The 22,282-nt window shown below is 68.5% G+C and carries 20 protein-coding genes and 1 pseudogene; 4 read left to right on the top strand and 17 right to left on the bottom strand.

What is annotated here, in order from left to right; all coding sequences use genetic code 11:
• Positions 1-117: 117 nt before the first annotated feature.
• On the bottom strand, positions 118-390 hold the full coding sequence (locus tag EV137_RS00605) for a GlsB/YeaQ/YmgE family stress response membrane protein (RefSeq protein WP_134004968.1): 273 nt from the start codon (positions 388-390) through the stop codon (positions 118-120).
• Positions 391-623: 233 nt separating this feature from the next.
• A pseudogene (locus EV137_RS00600) lies at positions 624-800 on the bottom strand (ANTAR domain-containing protein); the annotation flags it as partial.
• A gap of 23 nt (positions 801-823) precedes the next feature.
• Here EV137_RS00600 and EV137_RS00595 point away from each other — a divergent pair.
• Positions 824-1,045: a VOC family protein gene (locus tag EV137_RS00595; RefSeq protein WP_134125762.1), complete on the top strand. Its 222-nt coding sequence runs from the start codon at positions 824-826 to the stop codon at positions 1,043-1,045.
• Positions 1,046-1,092: 47 nt separating this feature from the next.
• Here the strand turns inward: EV137_RS00595 and EV137_RS00590 are convergent, their stop codons facing one another.
• The 3 genes from EV137_RS00590 to EV137_RS00575 form a co-directional block, all read right to left on the bottom strand.
• Positions 1,093-1,965 (bottom strand): alpha/beta fold hydrolase, encoded by an 873-nt coding sequence (locus EV137_RS00590; RefSeq protein WP_134125760.1) that lies wholly within the window; start codon positions 1,963-1,965, stop codon positions 1,093-1,095.
• A gap of 425 nt (positions 1,966-2,390) precedes the next feature.
• On the bottom strand, positions 2,391-3,758 hold the full coding sequence (locus EV137_RS00580; protein WP_134125758.1) for a mycothione reductase: 1,368 nt from the start codon (positions 3,756-3,758) through the stop codon (positions 2,391-2,393).
• 233 nt (positions 3,759-3,991) lie between these two features.
• Complete coding sequence (locus tag EV137_RS00575; RefSeq protein ID WP_134125756.1) at positions 3,992-5,110, bottom strand: hypothetical protein; 1,119 nt, start codon at positions 5,108-5,110, stop codon at positions 3,992-3,994.
• Positions 5,111-5,475: 365 nt separating this feature from the next.
• Between EV137_RS00575 and EV137_RS00570 the strand changes: the two genes are divergently transcribed.
• On the top strand, positions 5,476-6,183 hold the full coding sequence (locus EV137_RS00570; protein WP_238175005.1) for a hypothetical protein: 708 nt from the start codon (positions 5,476-5,478) through the stop codon (positions 6,181-6,183).
• 116 nt (positions 6,184-6,299) lie between these two features.
• Positions 6,300-6,908, top strand: coding sequence for a rhomboid family intramembrane serine protease (locus tag EV137_RS00565; protein ID WP_134125754.1), 609 nt, complete (start codon positions 6,300-6,302; stop codon positions 6,906-6,908).
• A 141-nt stretch (positions 6,909-7,049) separates the two neighbouring features.
• Here EV137_RS00565 and EV137_RS00560 read toward each other — a convergent pair whose 3' ends face one another.
• From EV137_RS00560 to hpnC, 9 genes are all read right to left on the bottom strand, one after another.
• The gene (locus EV137_RS00560; RefSeq protein ID WP_134125752.1) at positions 7,050-7,703 is read right to left on the bottom strand and encodes a glucosidase family protein; all 654 of its coding nucleotides are present in this window, start codon (positions 7,701-7,703) and stop codon (positions 7,050-7,052) included.
• A 96-nt stretch (positions 7,704-7,799) separates the two neighbouring features.
• The gene (locus tag EV137_RS00555; protein ID WP_134125750.1) at positions 7,800-8,774 is read right to left on the bottom strand and encodes a GNAT family N-acetyltransferase; all 975 of its coding nucleotides are present in this window, start codon (positions 8,772-8,774) and stop codon (positions 7,800-7,802) included.
• Positions 8,775-8,892: 118 nt separating this feature from the next.
• Complete coding sequence (gene hpnH, locus EV137_RS00550; RefSeq protein WP_238157439.1) at positions 8,893-9,888, bottom strand: adenosyl-hopene transferase HpnH; 996 nt, start codon at positions 9,886-9,888, stop codon at positions 8,893-8,895.
• A gap of 2 nt (positions 9,889-9,890) precedes the next feature.
• Positions 9,891-11,342 carry a 4-hydroxy-3-methylbut-2-enyl diphosphate reductase gene (gene ispH, locus EV137_RS00545; protein WP_134125747.1) on the bottom strand — a complete coding sequence of 484 codons (1,452 nt, stop codon included), beginning with the start codon at positions 11,340-11,342 and terminating at the stop codon, positions 9,891-9,893.
• Complete coding sequence (shc, locus tag EV137_RS00540; RefSeq protein ID WP_202870780.1) at positions 11,339-13,252, bottom strand: squalene--hopene cyclase; 1,914 nt, start codon at positions 13,250-13,252, stop codon at positions 11,339-11,341. The genes ispH and shc overlap by 4 nt, the downstream gene beginning before the upstream one ends.
• Positions 13,249-14,289 (bottom strand): polyprenyl synthetase family protein, encoded by a 1,041-nt coding sequence (locus tag EV137_RS00535; RefSeq protein ID WP_134004984.1) that lies wholly within the window; start codon positions 14,287-14,289, stop codon positions 13,249-13,251. The genes shc and EV137_RS00535 overlap by 4 nt, the downstream gene beginning before the upstream one ends.
• On the bottom strand, positions 14,286-15,626 hold the full coding sequence (gene hpnE / locus EV137_RS00530) for a hydroxysqualene dehydroxylase HpnE (protein ID WP_134125745.1): 1,341 nt from the start codon (positions 15,624-15,626) through the stop codon (positions 14,286-14,288). Before hpnE ends, EV137_RS00535 begins: the two co-directional genes overlap by 4 nt.
• Positions 15,623-16,507, bottom strand: coding sequence for a squalene/phytoene synthase family protein (locus tag EV137_RS00525; protein ID WP_134125743.1), 885 nt, complete (start codon positions 16,505-16,507; stop codon positions 15,623-15,625). The genes hpnE and EV137_RS00525 overlap by 4 nt, the downstream gene beginning before the upstream one ends.
• Positions 16,504-17,334, bottom strand: coding sequence for a squalene synthase HpnC (hpnC, locus tag EV137_RS00520; RefSeq protein ID WP_134125740.1), 831 nt, complete (start codon positions 17,332-17,334; stop codon positions 16,504-16,506). Before hpnC ends, EV137_RS00525 begins: the two co-directional genes overlap by 4 nt.
• Before the next feature lie 129 nt (positions 17,335-17,463).
• Between hpnC and EV137_RS00515 the strand changes: the two genes are divergently transcribed.
• A complete protein-coding gene (locus EV137_RS00515) occupies positions 17,464-18,660 on the top strand; it encodes a PucR family transcriptional regulator (protein ID WP_134004992.1) in 1,197 nt (398 codons plus the stop codon).
• Here the strand turns inward: EV137_RS00515 and EV137_RS00510 are convergent.
• From EV137_RS00510 to araA, 3 genes are all read right to left on the bottom strand, one after another.
• Positions 18,616-19,884 (bottom strand): wax ester/triacylglycerol synthase domain-containing protein, encoded by a 1,269-nt coding sequence (locus tag EV137_RS00510; RefSeq protein WP_134125738.1) that lies wholly within the window; start codon positions 19,882-19,884, stop codon positions 18,616-18,618. The two genes, EV137_RS00515 and EV137_RS00510, sit on opposite strands and share 45 nt — an antisense overlap.
• A complete protein-coding gene (locus EV137_RS00505) occupies positions 19,881-20,651 on the bottom strand; it encodes an SDR family NAD(P)-dependent oxidoreductase (RefSeq protein WP_134125736.1) in 771 nt (256 codons plus the stop codon). Before EV137_RS00505 ends, EV137_RS00510 begins: the two co-directional genes overlap by 4 nt.
• Positions 20,652-20,742: 91 nt before the next feature.
• Positions 20,743-22,254: an L-arabinose isomerase gene (gene araA, locus EV137_RS00500; protein ID WP_134125734.1), complete on the bottom strand. Its 1,512-nt coding sequence runs from the start codon at positions 22,252-22,254 to the stop codon at positions 20,743-20,745.
• Positions 22,255-22,282: the final 28 nt, after the last annotated feature.

Here is a 22,282-nt window from a genome sequence, read left to right as displayed (position 1 = left end):
TGCTCCAACCAACTTCATGTCACATCGACCGGAGAGGCTAGGCCGCTCCTGATGTCCCCTGCCCCACGCCCCTTCGAGCCGTCCACTGCGGCTCGAATGGGCGAGCAGACTTGCCGTTCAGCCTCGCGCGGACGTGTTCCGACCGGTCACCGTGGATGCGATGACGACCAGAACGGCTGAGATCGCGATGGCCACGATCCAGCGCACCCAGTCGACGCCTGGGCTGCCATTACCGCCGAACGCTGTGTAGACGAACCATCCGATAATTACCCCGCCGATTCCGCACAATATGGTCAGCCAGATCGGGATGTTGTCCTTGTTGCCCGGAGCGACGAACTTTCCGAGTAGGCCGATGATGATGCCGGCGACGATGACTCCGATGATTTCCATGATTCCGTTCCTCTTTGTAACCCCGAATCGCTGAGGTGATGTACCGCAGCGACCTCACCGGTGCCCACGCCACAAACCGGTCAAGCCCCTGGTGTCGGGTGCGGTTCCGGGGCTGCTGGTCTGAACTCCCGGAACCTGGAACACCGGACCTCGCGCGCGATCAGGCTTCCTGACACTGCCGGTGCCCGGCCGTATGCGTACGGCAATCACCCGGCCTGCGGCACTCCGGATGATCAGTCGGGCAGCTTGCGGGTGTCGATCAGCTGGAGCGCGACGGCGCGCCGCTTCGTGTTGGTGTCTTGGGAACAGCGCCGCGGTATGGCGAAGGCCCGGTCGCCGTCGAGGTTGTAGCGCTCCATCAGGATGCCCACTGCCTGACCGACGAGTTGGCGGGCGTCCGGGCTGGAGGCGCTGCGCCGCAAGCAGGCGCGTGGTGGAGCCGTTGACCGCTGCGCGGTGGCACCTCATGCGTCAGGCCCGCGAGGAGGGCTCCAGCTGGAGCCAGGTCGGCACCGCCTTGGGCATGAGCAGGCAGGCCGCCTACGACTTCTACCGGCGCAAGCTCGACCAGCAAGGCGAATCGGTCGATGACCTGGATCGCGAGGCCGAGCGCGCCGTCAAGCTCGGCGCGACGGTCGAGTCACATCAGCCATAACCCGACGGCGTCCGCGTCCACCTGGTGTGCCTCTTCCTACCCGGCAACTAGCCCAAGAACGCGGACAAGCTGTTGGCCAGCTCTTCCGGCGCCTGCTCGGCCATGTGATGACCGGACTTGATGCCGTGCCCTTCCACCTGGTGGCACCAGGACCGCCAGACCTCGACCGGATCTCCGTAGAGCCGCTCGAGATCGTCATCGGTCGACCACAGGGCCAGCGTCGGGCACTCGATCCGCCGACCGGCAGCACGATCGGCCTCGTCGTTGTGGCGATCGATCCCGATCCCGGCCCGATAGTCCTCCAGCATCGCGTGCACCGTCGCCGGGTTGCGGATCGCCGCCAAGAAGTCGGCGTGGTTCTCCGGTCCGAGCGCCTGCGGTGTGTTCTTGGTCCAGGCCTCGTACCAGGTCTCCGGGTCGGCGCAGATCACCCGTTCGGCCGGTTTCGCCGATTGCGCGAAGAACCACCAGTGCCACCACGCCGCCGCGAACTCGGACCCGCACCGCTCCAGCGCCTCCACCACCGGCACCCCGTCCATCACGACCAGCTTCGCCACCCGATCAGGATGATCCAGCGCGGTCCGATAGGCGACGTACGAGCCCCGATCGTGCCCCACGACAGCGAACCGCTGATGGCCCAACACTTCCATCAGGCCGACGACCTCGGCGGCCATCGCACGTTTGGAGTACGGAGTGTGGTCGGCGTCCGTCACAGGTTTGCCCGATCCGCCGTACCCACGCAGATCCGGGCACACCACGGTGAACCCCGCGTCGGCGAGCCGTGGCGCGACGGCGTACCACGTCGTGTGCGTCCGCGGGTGACCGTGCAGCAACACCACAGCCGGCCCGGAACCGCCGTACCGCACCCGGGTCCGGATCCCCGCGACGTCGAGCTCCTTCAACACAAAGTCTTCGAACATCCCCCCGCTGTACCCACTTCACAAGCGCAACAGGTCGCAACCTCCAGTCATGGAACGTGATGCCTGTGCCCGCCTGTCCACCTTCTTCGCGGGCCCTCACTATCCGCCCGGACGTCGCGCAGAAGGTGCCGCCGCCGCGTTGGCAGAAAGGCGCCTGCCGGGCGCGGCAGCGGGAAGCTGACCGGCAAGCGGGCGCTGATCACCGGCGGCGACTCCGGCATCGGGCGCGCCGTCGCACTCGCGGTCGCGTTCGCGCGGAAGGGAGCTACGCCACCAGCAAAGCGATCCTCAACTTCACCAAGGGACTTGCACAAGAGCTCACGCCGCCGCCCGAAGTCAAACATGCACGGCGGTGAGCAGAGCGGCAAGGGCTGCGAGGGCCGTGCAGCTACCCGCCGCCGCACACTCACCGCTCAGCAATCGCATCAAGCCGCGAGTTGGCGCAGGGTCTCCTTCACTACCTCGGTGAGGGCTGGATGGATCCACAAGGGGCGTTCGGCAAGGGTCTTGACGTCGATGTCGAGCGTCATCGCCACGACGAGCGGCTGGATCAGCGTCGCCGCCTGCGGGCCCAAGAGGTGTGCGCCGAGCAGGCGGCCCGTGGCACGGTCGGCGAGCAGCTTGCAGAAGCCAGTGGTGTCTTCGATCGCCCACCCGTACGCGACATCGGCGAACTGGGTGCTTGCGGCAACATAGTCGCTTCCCGCGTCCCGGATGTCCTGCTCGGTCGAACCGACCGACGCGACCTGCGGATCAGTGAAGACAGCCGCGGGTACGGCGCCGTGGTCGGTCGCACGCAGATCCTCGGGATGGCGCAGATTGTGCGCGACGGTCTCGGCCTCCCGATTCGCGACATGCTTGAGCGGGTACGGCGAGCAGATGTCGCCCAGCGCGTAGACCCCGTCGACCTCGGTGCGCTGGTACTTGTCCACAACGATGCGTCCGTCGTCGTGCGTGCTGATCCCGGCCTTGTCCAGATCCAACTTGTCCGAGTTCGGCGTGCGGCCCACGGCGACCAGGAGAGTACAGGCGGTCAGCGTCGTACCATCGTCAAGCCGCAGCCGCAGTGCGCCGGGTCCGCCTTCCAGCTTCGTCAGTTCGCGACCAAGGTGCAGCTCGAAACGATGCCGCGCCAGCTCGGTGTAAGCCTGCGCGACCGACTCGTCCTGGGGTCCGAGCAAGTGGTCTGCTTGCTCGATGATGACGACCTCGCTGCCCGCGGCAGCGAAGACGTGGGCGAGCTCAGCCGCGATGTAGCCGCCCCCGAGGATTGCCAGCCGCCGCGGCGGAGTCTCGATCCGCATGATCGTGTCCGACGTCTCGTACGGCAGACCCGACGCCGCAACCGGCGGCGGTATCACCGGACGGCCGCCGGCTGCGATCACGATCTGATCTGCCTCCACCGAAACCGACTCGGCACCCAGCTCGATCTGCAACCTGGTTGGACCGAGGAAGCGAGCGTGTCCCGGATACACCGTCACGAAGTCGCTCGCCTCCCGACCAGCACGCCCCTTCGCCTCATCAGCGTCGATGCGGGCGAAGACGCGGTCCCGGAGCTCGGTCCAGCGCAATCCGAGCAACTCGGCGTCGACGTCGTACCGCCCCGCCCTTTGTACGGTGTCTGCGACCTCGGCCGCATAGGCGAGCATCTTCGACGGGATACACCCGAAGTTCAAACAGGTTCCACCGAACCGGCGCTCCTCCACGACGGCGACGTCGAGCCCGGCAAAGGAGTCCCCTATGACCATGTTCCCGGACCCGGCCCCGATGACAATCACGTCGTGATGTCGCACCCCCGCAGTCTAGATGGTCAAGGTTGCGTATCCCTCCTCGGGACGGTGCTCATCCACACGGTCGGCCAGCGGGACGATTTCCACTTCAGCGTCCGCTGGGCGTGCTGGTACGTCAACGCCAGCTCGTGCAGGTCCACGGCCCCCCACCCAGCCAGCGTCGAGCGCGCGCCGCCGTCGATCCGTCTTTCGAAGTCCGCGGCTCGGACCACGCGACCTCCCGCGTAGGCGATTGATCAGCCTGGCTGGCAGTGGCCCGGAGGGAGGTCGCTCAGGACGGCGACGACGGCTTCGCCCAGGCCGTCTGCGAGCTCGCCGAGGAGCGGCCCACCACCGAGGCCGATGTCGGCCAGAATTCTGCGGATGCCGGTCAATCGATCGACGAGGCGCTCCAGATTCTCGTCCCGCTTGCCTTCGGCGCCGGTCTGCTCCCAAGCAATGAAGAGAGCGCCCAGGCTGCGGTCGATCCATTCAATCGCAGCCTGCAAGTGGGGTTCCATGCCGGCGTCCTGAGCGACGACCCACAGCATGTCGTCCGGACGTTCGGCGGCCACCATGCTCAGCATGCGGAGGTTGGCCTGGGTCATGCCGGCCTCGCCCGGACGGATCCGTTGGATGAGTGTCCAGGTGACTTCATCCGCCGTACGTCCGGCCTGTGGCCGATCCTCCGGCGACCACTCCGGAAGCGCCCGGTCCAACGCAACCCGGAGGGCACTTCCTGCAACAGCGGCAGCGACCGGACCTACCCCGATCCCTGCGACCGTTGCGGTTACTGCGGCGCCGGCTGCGAGGCCGCCGGCTGCGGCGGCTCCGTTGACGAGGGCAGCCCGGGCGGCGACGGGCAGGGTCAGTCGCAGATACGAGCCGAGCTTTGCGAAGGCTCCGGGCCGTTCGTCCGCCAAGGTCTGGTCGAGCCGGGTGGCGAGATCGGCGACGCGATCGCGCAGCGCGCGGATGTGGATTCCCTGCGGGTTGTCGATGGCGCGAAACATGTCTCGCCGGAATTCGTCGGCGAGCACCTCGACCTGCGGAGGCGGGCGATATCCCGCCTCGACCAGGAACGGCGTCCAATCAAGGTTGCCGGCGGCAAGGAGGCGTACTCGTTGACCTTCGTCGAGGCCCTCCAGCGTTCGATGCTCCGATCTCAGTTGCTTCCAGAGCTGATCGTCGTCGTGAAAGGACCACAGCAGTTCGGCCAAGTCACGTGCGATCGGCCGCAACTCGAACTGCGCGTCGAGTTGCGCTGTTCCACGCGTGTGGATCTCGGACAATCTTTGCTGACGCTCACGCCAACGACTGAGATCTGATTCATCGGGACCGCGATCGGTCCCCTCCCCGGCTTCAGATTCCCCCATGCGGCTGATGATAGGACGTAACCTGGCTCGGTTACGAGTGCGCGCAACTTTCTGCGGGTCGGCTGCATCAAGGTGGGTAACGATCTACTGCTGGCATGGAGCCGCAACCTGGGGGTCGGGTCGCGAGAGGTTGCGAAATGCACGGTAAGCGAAGGCTTGTCCGTCGAGGATCGGTAGTACTCAGTGCGGCTGCGCTGTTGGCCGTCGGCTTGTTTCCCGGAGCCGCGGACGCTGTGACCACAACCACCGGCGATGTAAGCGCCGGCAAGTGCGCGTTGGATCTGGGTTCGGTCACGGCTGGAGGTGATCACAGGTCGCAGCGCATCACTGCCAACTCGCCTCCGACGAGAACGAACGACCATGTGGTGGCACCCGGGCTGTTCAAGGATCCGGTACGGCTCAGCGGTTCGACCTTCACCGTCCCGAGTCCGGGCGGAGATCTGGTCGAGAGCCAGGTGATCACCGGCGGCACCCTGGCCCGCAGTGTGTACACGTTCGTCAACGGCGGACTCGATACAGCCTCGATCCGACTCCTGCCGGTCGACGGCGGCGAGTACGGTGACATGGTCGCGTTCGAGGAGGCTCGCTATCAGGAGGGAACCTCCGTCCCGCGAACCACGAACTACGGACTGCGAGGCGACGGCGCGCTGCACAGATGGACCTCCACCAGCGCGGGTAGGCAGATCACCGGCATGTCCTCGGGCTTCGCGTCGGTGAAGGCGATGACGTTGATCAGCAAGACCCGGACCTACGACACGTTCCTCGCGAACACCCGGGGCGGCGCGCTCTACACGATTCACATCCCGACGACGTCGCCGATGAAACCGGTCGTCAAACCGGTACGCACCCGTACCTGGCAGGGCTTCGAATTCCTGATCGCGCAGAAGTGCGGCATTCAGGGCACCCTGCTGCTGGGCATCGACAAGGACACCCAATCGGCCTATCTGTACGCCGTCGGGCACGCCAACGGCACCGCGACGGTCATCCAGGGTCTCGGCAAGGTTCCCGGCACGTTCAACGACCCGGCGTACTTCAGCTGGGCCCCATCCGTCGACCCACTCGTGGGCGAGTAGGCGCTTGACCCGCCACCGGCGCACGTCACCGGTGGTGGGTCAAGTCTTCGAGCTGAGCACCTTCACCATGACAAACGTCGGAGGTGCGGCAGCCGTCGGCACCGTAGGGTCCTGCTGTGACCACCGCAACTCGGACCCCGCTCACGGCACTCGCCGTCGGCCCGACCCGGCCCTTGCTGACTGCAGCCGTGTTTCTGGTGACGCTGGCGTGCGGGATCGCGCAACTGGTGTACCGGCCGCTCTACGAGCACGTCGTACGGGACGCCTCTCGCATCGACCACGGCCAGTGGTATCGATTGCTGACAGGTATGTTCTTCCAGGACGGGTGGGCGTCCGGGCTCGTCTCGAACCTGCTCTTGCTGGCGGTTTTTGGCACGCTGGCCGAGCGCGTGTTCGGCCGCCGACGGTGGCTTGTGCTCTACTTCGCCTGCGGATGGTTCGGTCAGTTCATGAGCTACATCTGGCTCAATCCAGTGGGGGCAGGCAACTCGATGTGCGTCGCCGGCCTGATCGGCGGGCTGGCCACGGTGATCCTCCTGGCCCCGCGCCGGTACGGCGTCCTACCGCCAGTACAGCTCCGGATCACGGCGCTCGCCGTACCAGTGTTGGCCGTGGTCGACACGATCCTGCACGACAACCACGGCCTCCCCTGTCTCCTCGGGGTTGCCCTGGGATTCCTGCTCTTGCCACACCGGCGCGATCAGCCGACAACGACTTCGACGTGATGGTGGCCGGCGAGGGTCGCCGGGGCGAACGGTGCTTCCATCGCTTGACCGTCGAGGTGAACAGACCGGACGCGAGTGCCTTCGCCGCGCAGCGTCACGTCGAGCGTCGCTGCTCGGTGACGAAGCGATTGCAGCGACCACTCACCGGCGTACGTCGTCGGCACGGTCGGCCGGATCGTGATGCCGTCGGCACCGAACCTGAGCCCGAACGGACCTTCGTGGACGAGTCGGAGGGCTGAAGCGGGCGAAGTGCGGCCACACGTTCACCACGCCGAAAGGCTCGCGGTGGGTGCCCCCGACGATCCCCGCTGCGCGCTCCGCCTCGGCGATGCCGAACTCGATCACCAGCGCGAGCCCAGCGGTTTCCTGATGGAGATCAAGGCCGTCGGGTCCGAGGAAATAGCCGTACGTGCCGAGCTTGTCCGACCAGAGATGGTCGTTGATGGCGGCAACGAGTTCGGCCCGCTGGGCGGCGTACGGTTCCGGATCCGCGCCGACCTCGGCTGCGAGTAGCTGGTACGGCGGTTCCGGGTAGCCGGCGCTGCCGTCCTGCGTGAGGGCCGGACCGCGGTAGAGGCCCGACCGGCTGTCGAAGCGATCACGCCGGAGGATGTCCAGGGAAGCCGCGCCGATCCGGAAAGCATCGGCCGCGAACTCCGCGTCGCCGGTCACCAGGTGATGGTGCCGTGCGCCGATGACCCAGATGATCTGATCCCACCATTGGTCGTCCTGAGCGATCAGGCCGTCGGTGCAGATCTTCTGCAACGTGTGCTTGGCACACTCGGAGGTTCTCACCGCGCAAACCGGCGGGTGGCAAGAGCAGGGGCGATCGGACATGCCCCTACCTTTCAGAACCCCGTCAGCCCCTCGGTCGGTGCCCGCTTCGCCGAGCTAGGCGACGGGGACAACACGGCGCCAGCCGTCGAAGACTACGGTGGCGTTCATGCCCACTGACAGGTACAGGCCGAGTGCAGGCGTCGGGTTGTTCGTGTCGACATGCAGGATCGTGCCGGCCCGGCCGATGGCTGCGTCGAGGGCGAAGGCGTCGTGCAGCAGGAACTTGGCCAGACCCCGCCCCCGAAACTCCTCGACCACGCCGAGCATGCCGATGTAGCCGCAGTTCTCAGTCTCGACGTACTTGTCGCTGCACACGCGGACCGCGACCGCCCGGCCGTCAACCTCGAGCAGGGTGAGCTGGGCCCACTCGAAGATGGGTAAGTCGTAGTTCGCCTCGAGCCACGCCTCGTGGGGAGTTTCGACCCAGCCGAACTGGCCGCGAAAGCACTCGTTGATGACCTCGTGTGCGGCCCAGCGGGTGGCGTCGTCGAAGGCCCCGCGGCGGACCACGACGCCGACGGGCCCGTCCTGGGAGACAGCCGGGGTGGCAGCTGGTCCGGTGTGGTCGATCCGCATCCGGTGGTACGACGTACCTGTGGTGAAGCCGTGGTCGGACAGCTGCGCGCGCAGCGGTTCGTCTGTCCGGCAGACGAACGCGTCGACGGTGACCTCGGCATGGCCGCGCTCGCGTCCCATCTCCTGGGCGCGCTGCGTCGTCCGATCGACCAGCCAGCCGGCGACCTCTGGGTCCTTCGCCGCCACTTCGATGTCGATCTGCCGACGATCACCTGTGCCGAGCGTGGTCGCATACCCGGCCGGCAGGCCGTCCGCGGCGAGCACGAGCCAGCCGTCGATCGTCCGGTCGAAGCCGGGCCTGTCAATGCAGTAGGCGACTTCCTGCAACGTTGTGTCGGCGAACCCGACCACCGCAGTGTTGTAGGCCGCGAGCATGTCGAACAGCGCCTCGGCATCGGCCGGCTCAGCCGGACGGACGGTGTAACCGTCGGGCAGTGCAGCGATGGTCTTCATGACTCATCGTGCGCCCGCACGCACTGCAGCGGAAGGGCCCGGCGACTGGACCTTGTACCGCTACAGTGCGACGCGTAGGCCGGGATGGGCAAGCTGGAGCGGCCCGGCGGCCCACGGGCTAACTGATGGCTGCGCGGATCGATTCTCGGAGGGAGCCCAGGGTTGCTACTACGGCGGTTGGTTCGTAGCCGCAGTGGGCCATGCAGTTGGCGCAGCGAGGGTCGCGGCCGCGGCCGTACTTGGACCAGTCGGTTTCGTCGAGGAGTTGCTGGTACGTCTCGACGTACCCGTCGTCCATCAGGTAACAGGGCCGCTGCCAGCCCTTCAGCGAGTACAGCGGGATCGCCCACGCCGTACAGTCGAAGTCGACCTTGCCCTCCAGGAAGTCGAGGAACAGCGGCGAGTGGTTCAGCCGCCAGCGCTTCCGCCGCCCGTCGCCGAACGCCTTCCGGAACAACTGCCGGGTCTCGTCCGGGCCGAGCCAGTGCTCCTGGTCGGGCGCCTTCTCGTACGCGAACCCCGGGGAGATCTGCATGTTGTCCACGTGCAGGTCGTCGTTCAGGTAGTCGAGGACGTCGATCACGTCCTGCGGGCTGTCGGTGTCGAAGAACGTCGTGTTGGTCATCACCCGGAAGCCGGCCGCCTGCGCCTGCTTGATCGCGTCGACCGCCTGGTCGAACACGCCGTCCTTGCACACCGACTGGTCGTGACGGTCCCGCAGCCCGTCGATGTGGACCATCCAGGCGAAGTTCCGGTGTGGCGTGAACTTGTGCAGGTGTTTCGGCAGCAGTACGGCGTTGGTGCAGAGGAACACGATCTTGTTCCGCGCCAGCAGTTGCCGGACGATCTCGTCGATCTCCTTGTGCATCAGCGGTTCGCCGCCGGCGATCGACACCATCGGCGCACCGCACTCCTCGACCGCCGCGACGGCCTGCTCGACGGGCATCCGCTGCTTCAGCCAGTCGTGGGTCTGCTGGATCTTGCCGCAGCCGGCACACTTCAGATTGCACGCGTACAGCGGCTCGAGCTCGAGCAGGATCGGGAACTTCTCCCGGCGCCGAAGCTTCTGTTTCATCAGGTAGCTGCCCAGGCGGATGGACTGCCGCAGCGGCATGGTCACGCCTGACTCACCTCTTTCGGTAGCGCGAAACGGATGTCCTCGGTCAGCTCGCCGGCCTCGGTCACCATGACCGGCCCCAGGCCCGACAGGCAGCGGACAAGTTCGTCGACGAGTGTTGGCGGGGCGGACGCGCCTGCTGTGATGCCGATCCTGGTCGCGCCGGCCAAGCGGGCGAGCTCCAGCTCGGTGGCGTCGTCGATGAGGACTGCGGGGGCTCCCGCAGCCTCTGCGACCTCGGCAAGCCGGCGGGAGTTCGACGAATTCTGGGAACCGAGCACGATCACCAGGTCGGACTGCCTGGCGATGGCGCGGACGCCCGCCTGGCGGTTGCTGGTGGCGTAGCAGATGTCGTCGGTGCGAGGACCTTTGAGCGCCGGGAATCGCCGTCGGAGGACGGCAGCGGTTTCGGAGGCTTCCTCGACGGCGAGGGTGGTCTGCATCGCGTAGGCGACCCTGGTCGGGTCCGGCACCTGGATCGTTTCGGCCTCGGCGGGTCCGGCGACGACGAGCACGTGGCCGGGCGCCTCGCCCGTCGTCCCGACGACCTCCTCGTGGTCGGCGTGCCCGATGAGTACGACGGTGTCGTCGTGGTCGGCGTACCGTCGTACTTCTTGGTGGACCTTGGCGACCAGTGGGCAGGTGGCGTCGACGACGCGGAGCTGACGCTCGGCCGCCTGGGCGCGTACCGCGGGAGCGACGCCGTGCGCCGCGAGCACGAGCAGGCTGCCTTCCGGGACCGCGTCGACCTCCTCGACGAATACCGCGCCGCGGCGTTCGAGGTCGCTGACGACGTGCCGGTTGTGGACGATCTGCCGGCGTACGTACACCGGCGCACCGAATCGCTCCAGGGCTCGCTCGACCGTCTCGATTGCCCGCTCCACACCAGCGCAGAACGACCGCGGCCCGGCCAGCAGCACCTCTCGCTCACCAGTGGCCGCGCTCCACGCGTTGATCACTCCCGCCGTACGCCGCAACTCTCGCAGTGCACGCACTCCGCGCGCGGGCATCCCCCACGCCCGAAGGGGCCGCCCCGGCGTATCCACCACCGCGCGAACCACCACGGTCCGCCCGTCGCCGCCGGCCAGCAGCGCCGACTCGGTGTCAACGGCAACAGCTCCCTGCGCCGCCAACGCGGCCCGCTCCGCGGGCGAGTCAACAACGTGATCAGTGGTCACGACACGCCCCGCATGCACGGTGAACCCCCGCCGACGCAACTCCCCCACGACAAAAGGAGCGGCATCACAGCTCACTGTTCGCTGGTGGTGTTGGATCTCGGTCGCAACGACCAGGTCTCCCGGGGCGATTCCGTCGACCAGCGCGCCGGCGACCCCTGCAACGAGGACCGGGCCTTCGTGCCGGGATCCGCGAGAACGGCCGGTGTGAACGGGGCGTGCCGCTCGGAGCGCCAGCCACTCGGCGTAGAGAGGCGTGCAGACGACGCCGCTCATCGCGTGCTCCTCAGGTAGCGGCCCAAGGCCCAGATCGGAAAGACCAAGCGGTACAGGTGGTAGCCGATGTAGAAGTCGCCGGGGAACCCTGTGCCGGTGTACCGGTGCTCGTCCCAGCCGCCGTCCGGTCGCTGCGTGTCGACGAGGTACGCGAGTCCCCGCTGCACGGCCTCGCCACGGGACTCGGCGGCCAGCAAGGTCAGCAGGGCCCACGCGGTCTGCGACGGCGTGGAGTCACCTCGGCCGATCCAGGACGGGTCGACGTACGAGCGCAGATCCTCGCCCCAGCCACCGTCCGGATTCTGGTGCTCTTCCACCCATCGCACCGCCCGCCGGATGACGGGATCGTCAGTCCGCATCCCGACCGCGATCAGAGCCGGGACCACCGCCCCCGTGCCGTACACGTGGTTCGTCCCCCAGCGACCGAACCAGGATCCGTCGTCCTCCTGCGCGGCCAGCAACCACCGAACGCCGCGCCGGCACTCGTCCGTGTCAACCTTCCCTTCCGCCGCCAGCATCTCCACCACGTGCGCGGTGACGTCGGCCGACGGCGGGTCGATCACGGCACCGAAGTCGCAGAACGGCAACTTCAGCGCAGTCGTGTCCGTGTTGTCGGCGTCGAACGCAGCCCATCCCCCGTCGGCCGACTGCATGCCGGTCGTCCACGCGACCGCGTTGTCCAGCGCTGACCGCAATCGCTCCGGTTCGGGATGCTCGACCCGACGGAGTGCGAGGACGATCTCTGCGGTGTCGTCGGTGTCGGGATAACCGTCGTTCGCGAACTCGAACGCCCACCCGCCCGACACCAGTTCCGGCCGCCGGACCTGCCAGTCACCCGGCGCGTCGATCTGTTCGGCCAGTAGCCAATCAGTTGCCTTGAGCACCGTCTGGTCGTCCCCGGGTACGCCGGCATCGAGCAGCGCGGCCACCGCGAGCCCGGTGTCCCACACCGGCGACTGGCAGGCCTCCAACCAGCGCACTGGCCCGTCGGCCGTCTCCTCGTGCACCGTGAACCCTTCCAGCCCACGCAGCCCCGCGGCCATCACGGGATGGTCGATCGGATAGCCCATCAACTGCAGCGCGATCAGCGAATAGACCCACGGGGGCTGAATGCCGCCCCAACCGCCGTCCGCCTCCTGCCGAGCCACGATCCACTCGGTGGCCCGCCGCATCGCCAACCGGCGCACTGCCTTCAGCGGCCCGCGCGGCCCCCACCGCGTGTAGGCGTTCAGTACGACGTCCAATCGTTGAAACGCTCCTTCGAGGTTCCACAGCGGAGCATGCGCCGACGCTGCACGACCCGACAACAGTTCGTCGATCGTGAAGCCGACCGGCCGGACCGGGCGATGCGCACTCACGATGGTCAGCGGCACGATGGTCTGACGGGCCCAGCACGCCCAGTTGTAGACGTTCAACGGCGCCCAGCGCGGCAGGAAGATCAGCTCCGGCGGAAGGCCCGGGCAGGCGTCCCACGGCCACAGCCCGAACAGCGCGAGCCAGATGCGCGTGAACACCCGGGCCTTCTCCACCCCGCCCGCCGATCGGACGAACTCGGCCGCCTTCGTCAGGTGCGGCGCCTCCGGATCCTCCCCCGCCATCCGCAGCGCGACCCACGACTCGACCGTCGTCGACAGGTCCCCGGGCCCGCCGGGGAACGTCGCCCACGTCCCGTCGTCACGCTGCTGCGACCGGATCCATCGCGCCGTCTCCGCGTCCGTCCGCGCCGTCGCCACTCCGAGGAAGTGCCGCAGCATCAGGTCCTCGGCGTCCATCGTCACGTTCGTCGCCAGGTCGCCCTTCCACCATCCGTCCTCGTGCTGCAACGACCGCAGGTACGCCACCGCGGCGTCCAGGCATTCCTGCACCTGTACGTCGGCCCGCGACTCCTCGGCCACCCGTTCGGCGGTCACAGCTGACGCTCCGCGACAAACTGGGCCAATTGATCGAGCTGCTCACGGTTGGCCGGCTGGACGCCCCCGACGTACAAGGCCCTGCCAGCTCGGCGCACCCGCTCCGCGGCCTCGGCCATCGCCCACTCGCGTCCGCCCGCACGTTCCACGAGTACGGCGGCGTGCTGCAGGTCGTCCTCGGACGGGTCCCCGGTCTCCGCGAGCCACGCAGCCAGTTCCTGCCCAGGCGTCCCGCCGTACTCGAGGGACCACACGACCGGCAGCGTCTTCTTGTGCGCCCGCAGATCGGAGAACACCGGTTTGCCGGTCTGCTCCGGCGTACCCCAGATGCCCAGCAGGTCGTCGACGAGCTGGAACGCCAGCCCCAGCTCCCGCCCGTATCTCCGGAACGCCTCGCACGTCGCAGGGTCAGCACCGGCCAGGATCGCCCCGAGCTCGGCCGATGCCCCGAGCAACGAGCCGGTCTTGCCGACGGCCATGTCCACGCATTCCGCCAGGCCGACGTCGTCTCGTTGCTCGAAGGCCACGTCGAGAACCTGTCCGCGAATCAGCTCCCGCGTCGCGACCGCCAGTGCATGACCGGCTCGGGCAGCGTACGGCGAGCCGCATTCCGCGAGCACCTCGTCGGCGAGACAGGCCAGCGCGTCCCCGACCAGGATCGCGGTGGCGTCGCCCCAGACAGCCCAGACGGTCCGGCGGTGCCGGCGCCGGCTGTCGCGGTCCATCAGGTCGTCGTGGATCAGCGAGAAGTTGTGCACCAACTCGACCGCGACACCACCGGGCACACCCGGATCCGGCGTACCGCAGACCGCCTCGGTGACGAGCAGCGTCAGCCCCGGCCGGATCGCCTTGCCAGAGCTGCCGGTCGTCGGCCGGCCGTCCTCGTCACACCATCCGAGGTGGTAGGACGCGACCAGCCGGGTCTGGTCGTCGAGCCGGGTCACGGCCTGCCGCAGCGCAGGCTCGACCAGGTCCCGCGCACGGGCCAACAGATCCGGAACCTTGGTTGCCGACGGCATCGGATCGACGGCGGTCATGACGCGACCGGCAGTGCTGAGGTCTGTAGCACCGAGGCTGCCGCGGCCTCGCCGCTGCGTACGGCGCCTTCCATCGTGGCGGGCCAGCCGGTCGCGGTCCACGCACCTGCGAGATGCAGGCCCGCGCGGGCCGTGGTCGCACCCGGACGGAGCCGGCCGGAGCCAGGTGCCGCCCGGAAGGTGGCATGTCGTTCTCGGGTCACGAAGAACTCCTTCACACGCGCGTCGGCAGCCGCGGGAAGCAACTGCCGGAGAGCAGGCACCAACACCTCACGCAGGTCCGCGACCGGAGCGTCGATCAGCTCGTCCGCCGCCGACAGTGAGACGGCGAGGTACTGCTCATCCCTGTCGCCATGAACTCCCCCGCAGCTCTGCACCGTCCGGTCGAACACCCACTGCAGCGGGCTGTCGACACCGGCGACGAACGGCTCGTGCAGCACAGCCCGATCGAAAATCACGTGCGCATTGACGATCGGCGAACTACCGAGTGCCTCCGCCCACCCTGCAGGCAGCTCCACCGCACCGTCCGGCAGCAGTCCTGCAGCCTCGGCCGGCGGCACCGCCAGTACGACGTCGTCGTACTCCTCCCCCTCGATCGCCCATGCACCGTCGCCCTCCTCCAGGGCACGAATCCGGGCCCGCAACCGCACCGCGACGCCCGCAGCCATCAACACCCGCGCCGCAGCATCACCGTGCAATTGCTGCAACGGCACCAACGACCATCCGATATCCGCGGCATCGCTCCGCTCGAGCAGTCCGAGCTGGAACACCGTCGCCGCCACCGCCAGCGACGCATCGTCAGCCCGGGCGTTGAGCGTCGCGATCCCGATCAGCTCCCACAAGGCCTCCACCGCGCGCGGACTCTGACCGTGCGCCGCCAGCCACTCCCCGAACGACTGTGCATCCGCTTCGGCAGTCGTACGGTCCACCCGTGCGATCGCCAGCGCCGCTCGCATCGCCGCAACCCGTTCCGCGACACTCAACCAGCGGTACGACGCCAACGCAGGCCCAAGGTGCAGCGGCGCAGGCATCCCGTTCCGCCGGATCCGCCCTACACCGCTGTGCAGGCCGCTTCGCACCGGTACATCGAGCCGCCGCTGCAGCTGCACCTGATCCCGCACCCCTAAACGGTCGAGCAGCCGCAGGTACGACGTACAGCACCGAAGGAACACGTGCTGGCCGTTGTCGATCCACCGACCGTGCCGTTCGAACGAGTGTGTCAGCCCGCCGAGCTTCGGCCGCGCCTCGAACAGCGCCACCGCACAGCCCGCATCGGCCAGCTCGAGCGCAGCGGTGATCCCCGCCAGTCCGCCGCCGATGACAGCCACCCGCTTCATGACGGCACCGACTTCCGTCGTCCGGCCAACGATGCGAGAGCGACCTGGGCCTTCTCGCCCGCCGACAGCGACAACCGCTGGTCATAGACGAGGACAGGGTTCGCGCCGATCCGGCGCAGGAGGTGATGGTAGATACCGGACATCGCGCGGCAGGACGCACCGCTGCGCCGGTCGAGGTACGGCAGCAGCCGCCAGCCGAGCGAGTACCAGTCCTGTGCCCGGCCGGCCGCGTACCGGATGTACCCGGCCAGCCGGCCTTGCGGGTCATCGAGCGCGCCGTGCTCGTCGAGGGCGACCCGGGCGCCGAAGTGCTCCAGCTCGTCGGACGGAAGGTAGATCCGGCCGTTGGTGAAGTCCTCGCGGATGTCGCGCAGGATGTTGGTCTGCTGCAGAGCGATGCCGAGCTGGTCGGCGTACAGCGCGAGGGTCTCGAAGTCGGTGCCCCCGGTGCTGGGACCGAAGATGGACAAGCAGAGCCGACCGACGGATCCCGCGACCCGGCGGCAGTACACGACGAGCTCATCGAAGTCCGCGATGCGTACGTCGCACAGGTCCGTCTCGACCCCCGCGACGAGCTCCTCGAAGGCACCGAGCGGGACCGGGTACCGACGGGCGGCGTCGGCCACCGCGACGTACACCGGTTCGTCCAGGTCGTCGAGCCGGCCGAGATCCTTGCGGACCCCGGCGAGCGCGTTTCGCTTGTCCTCCAACGGCAGGTCGCCGTCGCCGATGTCGTCGATCCGCCGGGCGAGTGCGTACAGCGCCGACAAGGCATTGCGTTTCGGAGGCGGTAGCAGCCGGATGCCGTAATAGAAGTTGCGCGCCTCCGCTCTGGTGATGTCCAAACAGGCGGCGTAGGCCTCGGCAACCGTCGGCTTCATCGCGCCACCGCCTTGATCAACAGACGGACCGTTTCGGCCTTCGACGGCCGCGCCTCGTGTGCCAGTACGTCGCCGCCCGTACGGCGCAACGCCCGTACCGTGGCTTGCCCGCCGGCCACGAACCCGGCGACCGATACCCGCGCCCAGCCGTGCAGCCGCCGCACGATCGCGGCCCCTTCGGCGAGCATCCTCGCGGCCCGATCGGTCTCGAAAATCATCAGCCGCCGCAGCGCCTCCGACGCCGCGGGCTGGTCGAGGTCACTCTCGGGGACGCCGTACGACGTCAGGTCCTCCTGCGGGAGGTAGATCCGTCCGGCCCGGCGATCCTCCGCGACGTCCTGCCAGTGCTCGACCAGCTGCAACGCGGTACACACCAGGTCGGACAGCCGCTCGGTTTCGGGATCATTGACATGGAAGACACCTAGCACCATCCGGCCGACCGGATCGGCGGACAGCCGGCAGTAGCCGACGAGATCGTCGAAGGTGCGGTAGCGCGTCACCGTCTGGTCCTGCAGGTTGGCCTGGATCAGGCGGTGGAACGGATCGGCCGGCAGGCCGTGGGCGCGGACGACCGGTTCCAGCCGGCGCAGGACGGGGTGCGCCGGGTGGCGGTCGGTCCAGATACGGTCCAGGTCGTCCGCGAAGGCGTGCAAGGCCGCCGTACGGTCTCCGGGGAGGCTGTCGCCCAGCTCATCGACCGTCCGCGCGTAGGCGTAGATGGCATGCAGGCCTTCCCGCGGTGCGCCGGGGAGGAGCTTCAACGCGACAGGGAAGTTCTCGCCCTGTTCCCTCCTACCGAGTTCTCTCTGCAGCCCGTCTGGATGCACCTTTCCATGATCGGAAGCGGTTTCCTGCCAACTCTGCCCCGATCGTGCACATTCGGGCGACCGGAATTTGTCACCGCGTTACAGTTGGCTCGATGCGCATTCCCTGAGCTTCTCGGTGGGAGTCATCGCATGACCATCGCCACCTTCGACCGCGCCGGCCTCGAGGCGGCTCTGCTCACAGGCCTCCCTGATCTGCTCGACGAGGTCCGCGACCGGCTGGCCGAGCACTGGCCGGACTACGCGGCGTTCCTGGACACCGACCGGGACGTCGTGCTCGGGCCCGCGGAACTGTTCGTCCACCGCCTGCTCGACATGTCGATCGCCAACCTCAGCAGCCCGGGGCAGACCACGCTCGACCACGCCGAACGGGCTGACGGAGGCGTCCGCGAGGTGTTCGAGGAGATCGGTCGCCGCCAGCTGCGAGAGGGCACCGATCTGACCCGGCTGCTCACCGCCTTCCAGCTCGGTGCTCGGGTCGCGTGGCGGCACGTCGCGGCCACTGCGCTGCGGCTGGAGTTCGCGCCGGACCATCTCGCCGCGCTGGCGGACTCGGTGTTCGTCTTCGTCAACCAACTGTCCTTCTCGGCTGCGAACGGCTATCTGCAGGAACAGCTCGACGATGCCTTGGCCCGGGAGCGGCGTCGCGAGGAGCTGGCCAGCCTGCTGCTGTCCGGCCGGGCGAGTACCGAAGCGATCCGCACCGCCGCACGGCAGGCGGCCTGGCGGATCCCGGAGACCGCCGCAGTCGTCATCTACGGCGGCGACCACCAGCCCGCGGGCACGCTGGTCGCGCGGCTCGAGCCCGGCGCGCTGCCGATCCGGCGCAACGGCCTGCTGGTCGGCGCGATCGTTCCGGAACCGTCGGGTCCGGGACGCCGGCTGCAGCTCGGTCGCGAGCTCGCCGGGATGGGCGCGGTGGTCGGCAACGCCGTCGCCCTGGCGCAACTTCCGCGCAGCCTGGAGATCGCCCGGATCGCGGTCCGGCTGCGGAGTACCGGCGTACTCTCCGACGACCCGGTGTTCGCCGACGAGCACCTGGACGCGCTGATCGTGTGGCGCGACGAGGCCCTGGTCGCCGCGCTCCGCGACGAGATGCTCGCGCCACTCGCCGGTGAGACCGCCGCGGCCCGCGAACGGCTCGCACAGACGTTGGCCAGTTGGCTTCGGCACTTCGGCGACCGGCACGCGATCGCAGACGAGCTGAGCATCCACCCCCAGACAGTGCGGTACCGGATGGCGCGGCTCAGAACCCTGTACGGCGACCGCTTGGACGACCCGGACTCACGCGCCCGCCTCTTCCTGGCCCTCGAGTGGCCCGGGCCCTGACCCGGTGCTCAGCTCCCGGAGCGTCCGCTGCACATGAGCGGCCAGCGCCGTACCGTCGATCAACTCGGGGTCGGTCGCCAGGCCGATGCCGAGGACGCCGGACCAGCTCAGCGCACCAACCGCGAGCGGCGTACCCGGCACCAGCGGCAGGATCGGGTACGCGCTGCGGTGCGGGACGTGGGCGAACGTCATCGGGACCGTCGGACCGGGCATGTTCGAGACCACTGCGTGCAGGAATCGTGGACCGTACACGGTGCGCGCGAACCACTCCGCGAACGGCTCCGGTACGACCCGCAGCCCGGTCGCCATCACGAACCGCGACGCGAGCGCCCGCGTGGGCCGCCGCAGCCGGGCGGTCCGCGTGGCGACCTCGGCGACCAGTTCGTCGAACGGCCTCCCGTCCACCGGAACCTCGACGATGACCGCCGCGGTCGCGTTGCCTTCCGCCGCGGTGTCCGGCGTCCGCACCATGGTCGTCACGGAGAACCGCATGGCCTGCGGGAGCCTCGGCGACACAGCGTGCACGCCGTCGGCAAGGAGTGCGATCAACAGGTCTGTGACCCGTACGCCCCGGGTTGCCGCGATCCGTCGTACGACGTCGAACTGGACGTCGGCCGTCGCGAAGTCGCGGCGCAACGAGCCGCCCGGCAACGGCTTCGCGGTGCCGTCGGTCGCCAGCTGGGCCAGACCGGCCGCGATGGCCGCCGCACGTGCCGGTCGACGGGGCCTGGGACCGGTCGGCACGGCGATCGAAATGCGAGGCTCGAAGAGGCTCATGGCCTGCAGCACCGTTCCGATGCCGTCGGCAATCGCATGGTGAACGAGCACAACCAGGGCGTCGGCGCCGTCGGGACCGACGTCGCGAACGAGCACGATCCGCCACAGCGGCCGGTCCCGCGGCATCGGCTGTTCCGCCAGATCGCCGATGAGCCGCAGCAGGCCGGTGTACCCAGCAGGCGACCGGTGCTCGACTACGTGCCAATCGAGGTCGACATGTTCCGCCTCGACCCAGCGCGGACGGCGCCAGCGCGTCGGCGGTGCGAGGCGCTGATGCATTCGTGGCAGTCGCGCGAAGTCACTGGCCACCAGAGTCCGGACCTCGTCCAGCGTGGGTCGCTGATCGGTGGGTTCGAGGACGACGACACCGCCGACATGTTGCGCTGCGCCCATACGCTCGATGTGCAGGAAGAAAGCGTCCGCGGACGCTACGACGGTGCCTTTCATCTCCCCGGCGCCTGCTCGCCGAACCGAGCGGAAAGTCGTCGGTAGAGGCCGGGCGCCAACGCACGCACGGCCGGCGCGACGCGGAGCCAGCCCGGCACCCAGACCTCTGCGCGGTCGTTGGCAATGCCATCGACCAGCGCCTGCGCGACTGTGGCTGCGGACACCGGGCGGGGGCGCTTCCGCTCGTACGGCCGGCCGCGGGCGGTGAAGAACGCGGTGTCCACGACGCCAGGGACGATGAGGCTCACACCGACACCGGTATCACGAAGTTCCAGGCGGAGGCTCTCCGCGAAGATGTCCAGAGCGGCCTTGGTGGCGGCGTAGACGGCCTCGCCGGCGACCGCCGTACGCCCGGCGACCGACCCGACGAGCGCGATGTGACCGCTTCGCCGCTCGATCATCGGGGGAAGGAGGCAACGAACCAGGTGCAGTGGTGCGAGCAGGTCGAGCATGACCAGCCGCTCGAGCTCGTCGCCGTTCAGTTTCGTGAACGGCCCCGACCAGCCGGCGCCGGCATTCGCGACCAGGACGTCGACACGCCCGTGGACGGCGATCGCCGCTTCGGCGACCTCGGCCGCCACGCCAGGCACGGCCAGATCTCCCAGCACAACGGCACCGCCCACCCTCTCGGCAACCGCAGCGCTCCGCTCAGCGTCGCGTCCATGCACGACCACCTGGGCCCCAGCCGCAGCGAGCCGCTCCACCACAGCAGCCCCGATCCCCGCGGACCCGCCAGTCACCAACGCAACCTTCCCGCGCAGCCGCATCGCACCTCCTACCCCGCGTCCTCCCACCACCATGCACCAGGCGGGCCCGACGGCAGTTGCATCACGGGTTGATGGCGCAGATCAACCTCCTTCAGCGGGTTCTGCTGAGGCGGTGGTAGACGTCGTTCCAGTGGAGTTCGCGCTGGAACTCGCGCACGGTGGTCGACGCGTCGATGACGGCCAGCTCGACGGACAGCATGTCGGCGAAGTCTTCGTAGACCTCCCGGTCGAGGGCGGTCGTCAGGACCGTGTGATGCGGTGCGCCGGCAACCAGCCACGACTCGGCCGAGGTAGACAGGGACGGCTCGGGCTTCCACACCGCACAGGCGACGGGGAGCCGCGGGAGCGCCTCGTCCGGCTCGACGAGGTGTACGACGTTGGCCGTGAGCCGGAAGCGGTCGCCCAGGTCGGCGATCCCGACCACGACACCGTCTCCCGGGTCGGCGGTGAAGCGCAGCCGGACCGGATCCTCGCGGCCGCCGATCGAGAGCGGGTGAATCTCCAGCGACGGGCGGGCCGACGTGAGCGACGGACACACCTCGAGCATGTGGGCGCCGAGGATCTTCTCCTCCCCCGGCACCAGGTGGTACGTGTAGTCCTCCATGAAGGACGTGCCGCCCGGCAGCCCGTCGGCCATCGCCTTGCTGGCACGCAGCAGCACCGAGGTCTTCCAGTCCCCCTCACCGCCGAATCCGTAGCCGTCGGCCATCAGCCGCTGCACGGCCAGACCAGGCAGCTGGCGGAGTCCGCCCAGATCCTCGAAGTTGGAGGTGAACGCTCCGAACCCGCCGTCGGTCAGGAACGATCGCAGCCCCAGCTCAATCTGTGCGCCGTAGCGCAGCGACTCGTGCCGCTCGCCGCCGGGCAGCAGTTCCGGTACGACGGCGTACGTCTCGACGTACTCGTCCACCAGGGTGGAGACCTCGTCACCCGAGACGCCGTCGACCGCTGCGACGAGCTCGTTGACGCTGTAGGTATTGACCGACACGCCGAACCGCAACTGCGCCTCGACCTTGTCTCCCTCGGTCACGGCGACGTCGCGCATGTTGTCGCCGAAGCGCGCGAGCTTGAGCGAGCGAAGTTCGGCGACGCCGAGCGCCGCACGAGCCCAGTGCCCGACCCGCTGCTGGACCGAAGCAGACTCGACATGCCCGGCCACGGTCTTGCGCGGCACCTGCAGCCGGGACTGGATGTAGCCGAACTCGCGGTCGCCGTGGGCGGCCTGGTTGAGGTTCATGAAGTCCATGTCGATCGTTGACCAGGGCAACGCGACATTGGCCTGCGTGTGCAGGTGCAGCAGCGGTTTGCGGAGCGCGTCGAGTCCGGCGATCCACATCTTGGCCGGCGAGAAAGTGTGCATCCACGCGATGACGCCGACGCACTCCGGCGCGCTGTTCGCCGCCAGCATCTGCCGGCGGATCGCATCGGCGTCGAGCAGCACCGGCTTCCACACGATCTCCACGGGCAGGCCGGCTTCGGCGAGACGCTTGGCAACCGCCTGAGACTGTTCGGCGACCTGCTCGAGGGTGCCAGGGCCGTACAGGCCTTGGCTGCCGGTCAGGAACCAGACCTCGCGAGCGGTCTCAGTGGTGTTCACAGTCATGCGGTCCTTCCGGGATCTGACCAGCACA

It is taken from the genome of Kribbella pratensis (assembly GCF_004366075.1).
GTDB lineage: Bacteria > Actinomycetota > Actinomycetes > Propionibacteriales > Kribbellaceae > Kribbella > Kribbella pratensis.
This window is presented reverse-complemented; position numbering and strand designations above follow the sequence as displayed.

Coding starts and splice junctions, on each gene's coding strand:
- ispH (WP_134125747.1), bottom strand. CDS start 11,342: ATGAGCGGCGTCGTCTGCACGCCTCTCTACGCCGAGTGGCTGGCGCTC.
- araA (WP_134125734.1), bottom strand. CDS start 22,254: ATGACTGTGAACACCACTGAGACCGCTCGCGAGGTCTGGTTCCTGACC.
- EV137_RS00535 (WP_134004984.1), bottom strand. CDS start 14,289: ATGACCGCCGTCGATCCGATGCCGTCGGCAACCAAGGTTCCGGATCTG.
- EV137_RS00605 (WP_134004968.1), bottom strand. CDS start 390: ATGGAAATCATCGGAGTCATCGTCGCCGGCATCATCATCGGCCTACTC.
- EV137_RS00505 (WP_134125736.1), bottom strand. CDS start 20,651: ATGCGGCTGCGCGGGAAGGTTGCGTTGGTGACTGGCGGGTCCGCGGGG.
- EV137_RS00525 (WP_134125743.1), bottom strand. CDS start 16,507: ATGAAGCCGACGGTTGCCGAGGCCTACGCCGCCTGTTTGGACATCACC.
- hpnH (WP_238157439.1), bottom strand. CDS start 9,888: ATGCCGCTGCGGCAGTCCATCCGCCTGGGCAGCTACCTGATGAAACAG.
- EV137_RS00575 (WP_134125756.1), bottom strand. CDS start 5,110: ATGGGGGAATCTGAAGCCGGGGAGGGGACCGATCGCGGTCCCGATGAA.
- EV137_RS00510 (WP_134125738.1), bottom strand. CDS start 19,884: ATGAAAGGCACCGTCGTAGCGTCCGCGGACGCTTTCTTCCTGCACATC.
- hpnE (WP_134125745.1), bottom strand. CDS start 15,626: ATGAAGCGGGTGGCTGTCATCGGCGGCGGACTGGCGGGGATCACCGCT.
- EV137_RS00515 (WP_134004992.1), top strand. CDS start 17,464: ATGACCATCGCCACCTTCGACCGCGCCGGCCTCGAGGCGGCTCTGCTC.
- EV137_RS00590 (WP_134125760.1), bottom strand. CDS start 1,965: ATGTTCGAAGACTTTGTGTTGAAGGAGCTCGACGTCGCGGGGATCCGG.
- EV137_RS00555 (WP_134125750.1), bottom strand. CDS start 8,774: ATGAAGACCATCGCTGCACTGCCCGACGGTTACACCGTCCGTCCGGCT.